Source organism: Streptococcus parasanguinis (assembly GCF_001578955.1).
Lineage (GTDB): Bacteria > Bacillota > Bacilli > Lactobacillales > Streptococcaceae > Streptococcus > Streptococcus parasanguinis_U.
The window spans coordinates 48,275-53,356 of the sequence record NZ_KQ969690.1 but is presented as its reverse complement, the minus strand read 5'-3'; the positions used below and the strand labels follow the sequence as shown (position 1 = coordinate 53,356).

Below are 5,082 nucleotides of genomic sequence, written 5' to 3'. Positions count from 1 at the left end.
CTTTTTTCCCTCCAGATTTTTGCTAAAAAATATGATATAATGATGAAAAAATAAGAAAAGAGAAAACCATGACCATTCCAAGTTTTGGTGAAAAAAAACAAGATGTGACCTACGTCAATCGCTATTGTGTCTACGCTGTTATTCCCAATAAGGACAAGGATCAGATTATCCTCGTTCAAGCCCCTAATGGAGCCTGGTTCTTGCCTGGCGGGGAAATTGAGGCAGGTGAAGATCACTTACAAGCTCTGAAACGGGAACTGATCGAAGAATTAGGCTTTACCGCTGTTTTAGGGCAATACTATGGCCAAGCAGATGAGTATTTCTATTCCAGTCATCGCGACACCTACTACTACAATCCTGCCTATATTTATGAAGTGCTAGACTATACAGAAGCTCAAAAACCACTGGAAGATTTTAACAATCTTGCTTGGTTTCCTGTAGATGAAGCTATTAAAAAACTCAAACGTGGCAGTCACAAATGGGGCATTGAACAGTGGAAAAATACCCACAAAAAATAAAGGAATTCTTTCACAAATAATAAAAAAGTGCTATAATAAATGAAGATAGAGGTTAGGAGGAACTCATATGAAGCTCATTAATACCACAAATAGTCATGCTGCACTGGTCAAAAGCCAACTTGCCAGCACTGATGCCTTGCTTGTCGAGGTTTATTCCGCGGGCAATACCGATGTCGTTTTTACACAGGCCCCAACACACTATGAATTATTGATCAGTAACAAACACCGAGCTATTCGTGAAACTGAAGTAGAAAAAATTCGTGAGTTCTTTTTAAAACGTAAGATTGATCTTCAAATCATTGACCAATCCGCTATTAAAACCCTCTACTCCGATAAACTAATTGAAATTTCCTTTCCAATTACTAAGTAAGGCCAATTTGCCTTACTTTTTTCTTTCCTTAATGCATGAATCTCTACACTATTCTAGCCATTAAAAAAGAAGTTCCTTTATGGAACTTCTTTTAATGGCTTTTATTTAGCTTCAAATCCTTCTGCGACTGCGTCTGCAAAGTTCTCTTCGACGATGCTTGCACAGTGATCACAGATGGTTGCGTGGTAGTGACGTTCAGCCGTTGTTGGATCGATGCGACGGCAACGGTCACAAACTTCACCAGCGGCACGTTCAACTGTGAAGGCTACATCTTCAAAGGTCACTGCACCTTCTGGAGCTGGGCCTTCTGCGATCGTCAACTCAGAAACAATCAAGAGTTGGGCAACATTGCTATCAACAGCTCCAAGAAGTGTTTTCACGACTTCGTTTGGATAAACTGTCAAGTGAGCTTCAAGTGATTTACCAATCACTTTTTCATTCCGTGCTTCTTCCAAGGCCTTTTGCGCTTGACCACGGAAGTCCATGAAGGCTGACCAGGTATCCAAGATTTCTTCTTGGTTGGCAAACGTTTCTGCTTCTGGCAATTCTGACAATTGAATGAAGTCTTCCGCTTCAAACTCAAGATAAGACCAGATTTCTTCAGCAGTGTGAGGAAGAATTGGTGTCAAGAGTTTGGTGATTTTCACAAGGATGTCATAGAAGACCGTTTGCATTTGACGGCGTTCGAGGGATTTAGCTCCTTCGATGTAAACAACATCCTTGGCAAAATCCAGGTAGAAGGCTGACAAGTCAACGTTGATAAAGTTAACAAGCGCCTTGTAGATCGTCAAGAACTCAAAGTTTTCATAAGCATCACGAATGGTCTTGACAAGCTGGTTAAAGCGAATGGTCATGTACTTGTCCACTGAACGAAGCTCGTCATAAGCAACTGCATCCTCAGCTGGATTAAAGTCAGAAGTGTTGGCAATCAAGAAACGAAGAGTATTCCGGATCTTACGGTAAGTCTCAGACACTTGGCTCAAGATATCCATTGAGATACGCACGTCATTGCTTGAATCTACACTAGTTACCCAGAGACGCAAGATTTCGGCACCAAATTGCTTTTCAACATCGCTTGGAGCAATGGTATTTCCAAGAGATTTAGACATCTTCTCACCTTTCCCATCCAAAGCAAAACCTTGAGACAAGATTTGTTTGTATGGTGCGACACCATGGTTCGCCACAGATGTGATAAGAGATGAGTTGAACCAACCACGGTACTGGTCTGAACCTTCAAGGTAAAGATCAGCTGGGTATTTGAGTTCTGGACGATTAACGACAACCCCATTCCATGATGAACCTGAGTCAAACCAGACGTCCATGATATCTGTTTCTTTTGTAAATTCGCCATTTGGTGAACCTGGATGCGTAAATCCTTCTGGCAAGAGGTCTTTCGCTTCACGCTGCCACCAGATGATCGAACCATGTTCTTCAAAGAGTTGCGCTACATGTTCGATGGTTTCAGCCGTCATGATTGGTGTTCCATCTTCTGCATAGAAGATTGGAAGAGGCACACCCCAGGCACGTTGACGAGAGATCACCCAGTCACCACGGTCACGAACCATATTGTAAAGACGCACTTTCCCCCATTCTGAGTGGAATTTCACTTTTTCAATTTCGTCCAAGATATCTTGACGGAATTTTGATACAGAAGCGAACCATTGTGGAACTGCACGCCAGATGATTGGTTTTTTCGTCCGCCAGTCAAATGGGTAGGAGTGAGAGATTTCTTCTTGAGCAAGGAGCAAATCACCAAGTTTTTCGATGACAGTTGGAACAACCTTGTCATAGAACTGACCTGCAAAGTCAGGTCCAGCATTCTCCATCATGATTCCACGTTCGTTAACAGTAACAGCAACTTCGAGGCCATTGGCAATCCCTACATTGTAGTCATCCTCACCAAAACCAGGAGCGGTATGGACGATACCAGTACCTGAATCAAGGGTTACATGCTCACCAAGGATCACCAATTCATCAACTTCAGGATCCCATGGGTGTTCTGTAACGATATGGTTCAATTCTTTCCCTTGGTAAGTCGCAAGAACTTCAGCATTTTCCCAACCAAATTTTTCAGAAAGGCTTGGCAAGAGTTCAGAGGCTACAACGTACTTGCGGTCAGATCCAGCAGGCTTCACTACGACATAATCAAACTCTGCACCTACCGTCAATCCACGAGAAGCTGTAACAGTAAATGGAGTTGTTGTCCAGACAACGATGTAGGTATCTGTATCTAGGACACCCTTACCATCTTTAACTTTGTTAGCATAGTAAAGAGACGTTGATACCAAATCATGGTATTCAATCTCTGCTTCAGCAAGAGCTGATTCAGAAGACCAAGACCAGTAAACTGGCTTAGCCCCACGGTAGATATAACCTTTATTGGCCATTTCGCCAAAGACGCGGATTTGCGCCGCTTCATAGTCAGGCGTTAAGGTCACATAAGGATGGTCCCAATCACCTGAAACACCCAAGCGTTTGAAGTCTTCGCGTTGTTTATCTACTTGAGAAAGAGCGTATTCACGGCAGAGTTTCAAATACTCAACCAAGTCCATTTCTTTGCGTTTCACACCTTGTTTAGCCAATACTTGCTCAATTGGCAAACCATGGGTATCCCAACCTGGGATATAAGGGGCGTAAAATCCTGACATAGACTTGGAACGAACGATGATATCTTTTGAGATCTTGTTCATGGCATGTCCCACGTGAATATTTCCGTTGGCATACGGAGGGCCATCATGAAGTGTAAAATGCGGTTTCCCTTCATTCAACTCTTGACGGCGTTGATACAATTTTGCATCTTCCCATTCTTTTTGCCAAACAGGTTCTTTCGTTGGAAGCCCAGCCCGCATTGGAAAAGCTGTTTTTCCAAGATTCAATGTTTCTTTGAGTTTCATTGTGTCTCCTTATTGATTTAAAAGCTATAAAAAAACACGAGCATCCTAAAAAGGACGATTGCTCGTGGTACCACCTTTGTTCGAGAAGTCGCAAGCGACCTTCTCCTCTCATCCCGTAACGAGGGAAACGTCCGTTCTTACTCAAGGGTTCAGAACGAATACTGTAAAAGGATCATCCATTAGGAGGGAGTGCAGACCTTCCACCATCATCTGCTCGCTAGACCTATCATTAATGGACCTGTTTTTACAAAATTATAAAATATTGACAGATTCACGATTCGTTTCGTCTTCTGGTTGAACCGGTTCCTCAACAACCGCCTCATTTTCATGACGAGCGTGCTCTGCTTCTTCTAAAGCGGATTGAACTTTTTCATTCAAACCTTCAAACGCTTGTGTTGCACCCAATTCTAAATTAGCTGCTTCGATGCGTTTTTGCAATTCTTCGATTTCAGCTGGAGAGAATTGACGAGTCAAATCGATATTCTCATTTTCTGGATGATGGTGCACTGATTCACCCAAAGCTTTTTCAACAATTTCACGGAAAGCTTCATCACTTGTCTGAATATACATAGCAGTTGGACGAAGAATTTCATCCCATTCAGGCGTATCGATAATGCTCAATTGGCTTTCGATTGTTGATTTCAAACGTTGATGGAAGACACGTGTCTTGTTTTTCAATTCTTCCGTTTCAACTGCAACTTTCTTGGCATTATCCGTTGCGTGACGAAGAATTTCATTTGCTTTTTGTTTAGCCTCATCAACTAAATGTTGTGCATCTTGCTCTGCTTGACGAACAATGTTTTCTGAGCGCTCATTAGCAGCTTGTTTCACACGTTCAGCAGTATCTTGTGCAATCAAAACTGACTGACTCAATGAATCTTTCATTTCATCAAAATAGTTTAAGCGTTCTTCAAGGGCATGAATTTTTGTTTCTTGATCATGATTCAAACGAACAAGATCCTCATAATCACGTACAACGATATCAAGGAATTCTTCTACTTCGTTCGCATCATACCCTCTAAATTTAACGCCAAAAGTTTTATCTTTAATTTCTAAAGCAGTAAGAGCCATAACTCCTCCTCATTTTTTACTTAAGAGTACTTCAACAGTTAATTTATATTTTCCACTCTTTGAAATACCATTTTCAGAAACAATTTTAAGACGCCCAAAGCGTCGGACACTGACTAAATCATTCAGACCTACAGCATAGCTAACATTGGAAGTTGTCGCATAGTTAACTTTCACCAAACCAGAACTAATCAACTGACTAGCCTGTGAACGCGAAAGCTTGAAGGTCCCA

The 5,082-nt window shown here is 41.8% G+C and carries 5 protein-coding genes; 2 read left to right on the top strand and 3 right to left on the bottom strand.

What is annotated here, in order from left to right:
* The first annotated feature begins 68 nt into the window (after positions 1 to 68).
* A complete protein-coding gene (locus SPADD19_RS04065; protein WP_061455296.1) occupies positions 69 to 518 on the top strand; it encodes an NUDIX hydrolase in 450 nt (149 codons plus the stop codon).
* A 67-nt stretch (positions 519 to 585) separates the two neighbouring features.
* Positions 586 to 888: a DUF1827 family protein gene (locus SPADD19_RS04060; RefSeq protein ID WP_003012157.1), complete on the top strand. Its 303-nt coding sequence runs from the start codon at positions 586 to 588 to the stop codon at positions 886 to 888.
* A 101-nt stretch (positions 889 to 989) separates the two neighbouring features.
* On the opposite strand, the gene ileS is transcribed toward SPADD19_RS04060, so the two are convergent.
* The 3 genes from ileS to SPADD19_RS12545 form a co-directional block, all read right to left on the bottom strand.
* Positions 990 to 3,782, bottom strand: coding sequence for an isoleucine--tRNA ligase (ileS, locus tag SPADD19_RS04055; protein WP_061455295.1), 2,793 nt, complete (start codon positions 3,780 to 3,782; stop codon positions 990 to 992).
* A 252-nt stretch (positions 3,783 to 4,034) separates the two neighbouring features.
* Entirely contained in the window at positions 4,035 to 4,853 is an 819-nt protein-coding gene (locus SPADD19_RS04050) for a DivIVA domain-containing protein (RefSeq protein WP_014712981.1), read from the bottom strand.
* A 9-nt stretch (positions 4,854 to 4,862) separates the two neighbouring features.
* On the bottom strand, positions 4,863 to 5,082 hold a 220-nt coding region (locus tag SPADD19_RS12545), incomplete at its 5' end, for a S4 domain-containing protein (RefSeq protein ID WP_277619463.1).

Bases quoted from the DNA above. Each gene is read 5' to 3' on its own strand.
- SPADD19_RS04060 (WP_003012157.1), top strand. From the start codon at position 586: ATGAAGCTCATTAATACCACAAATAGTCATGCTGCACTGGTCAAAAGC.
- SPADD19_RS04065 (WP_061455296.1), top strand. From the start codon at position 69: ATGACCATTCCAAGTTTTGGTGAAAAAAAACAAGATGTGACCTACGTC.
- ileS (WP_061455295.1), bottom strand. From the start codon at position 3,782: ATGAAACTCAAAGAAACATTGAATCTTGGAAAAACAGCTTTTCCAATG.
- SPADD19_RS04050 (WP_014712981.1), bottom strand. From the start codon at position 4,853: ATGGCTCTTACTGCTTTAGAAATTAAAGATAAAACTTTTGGCGTTAAA.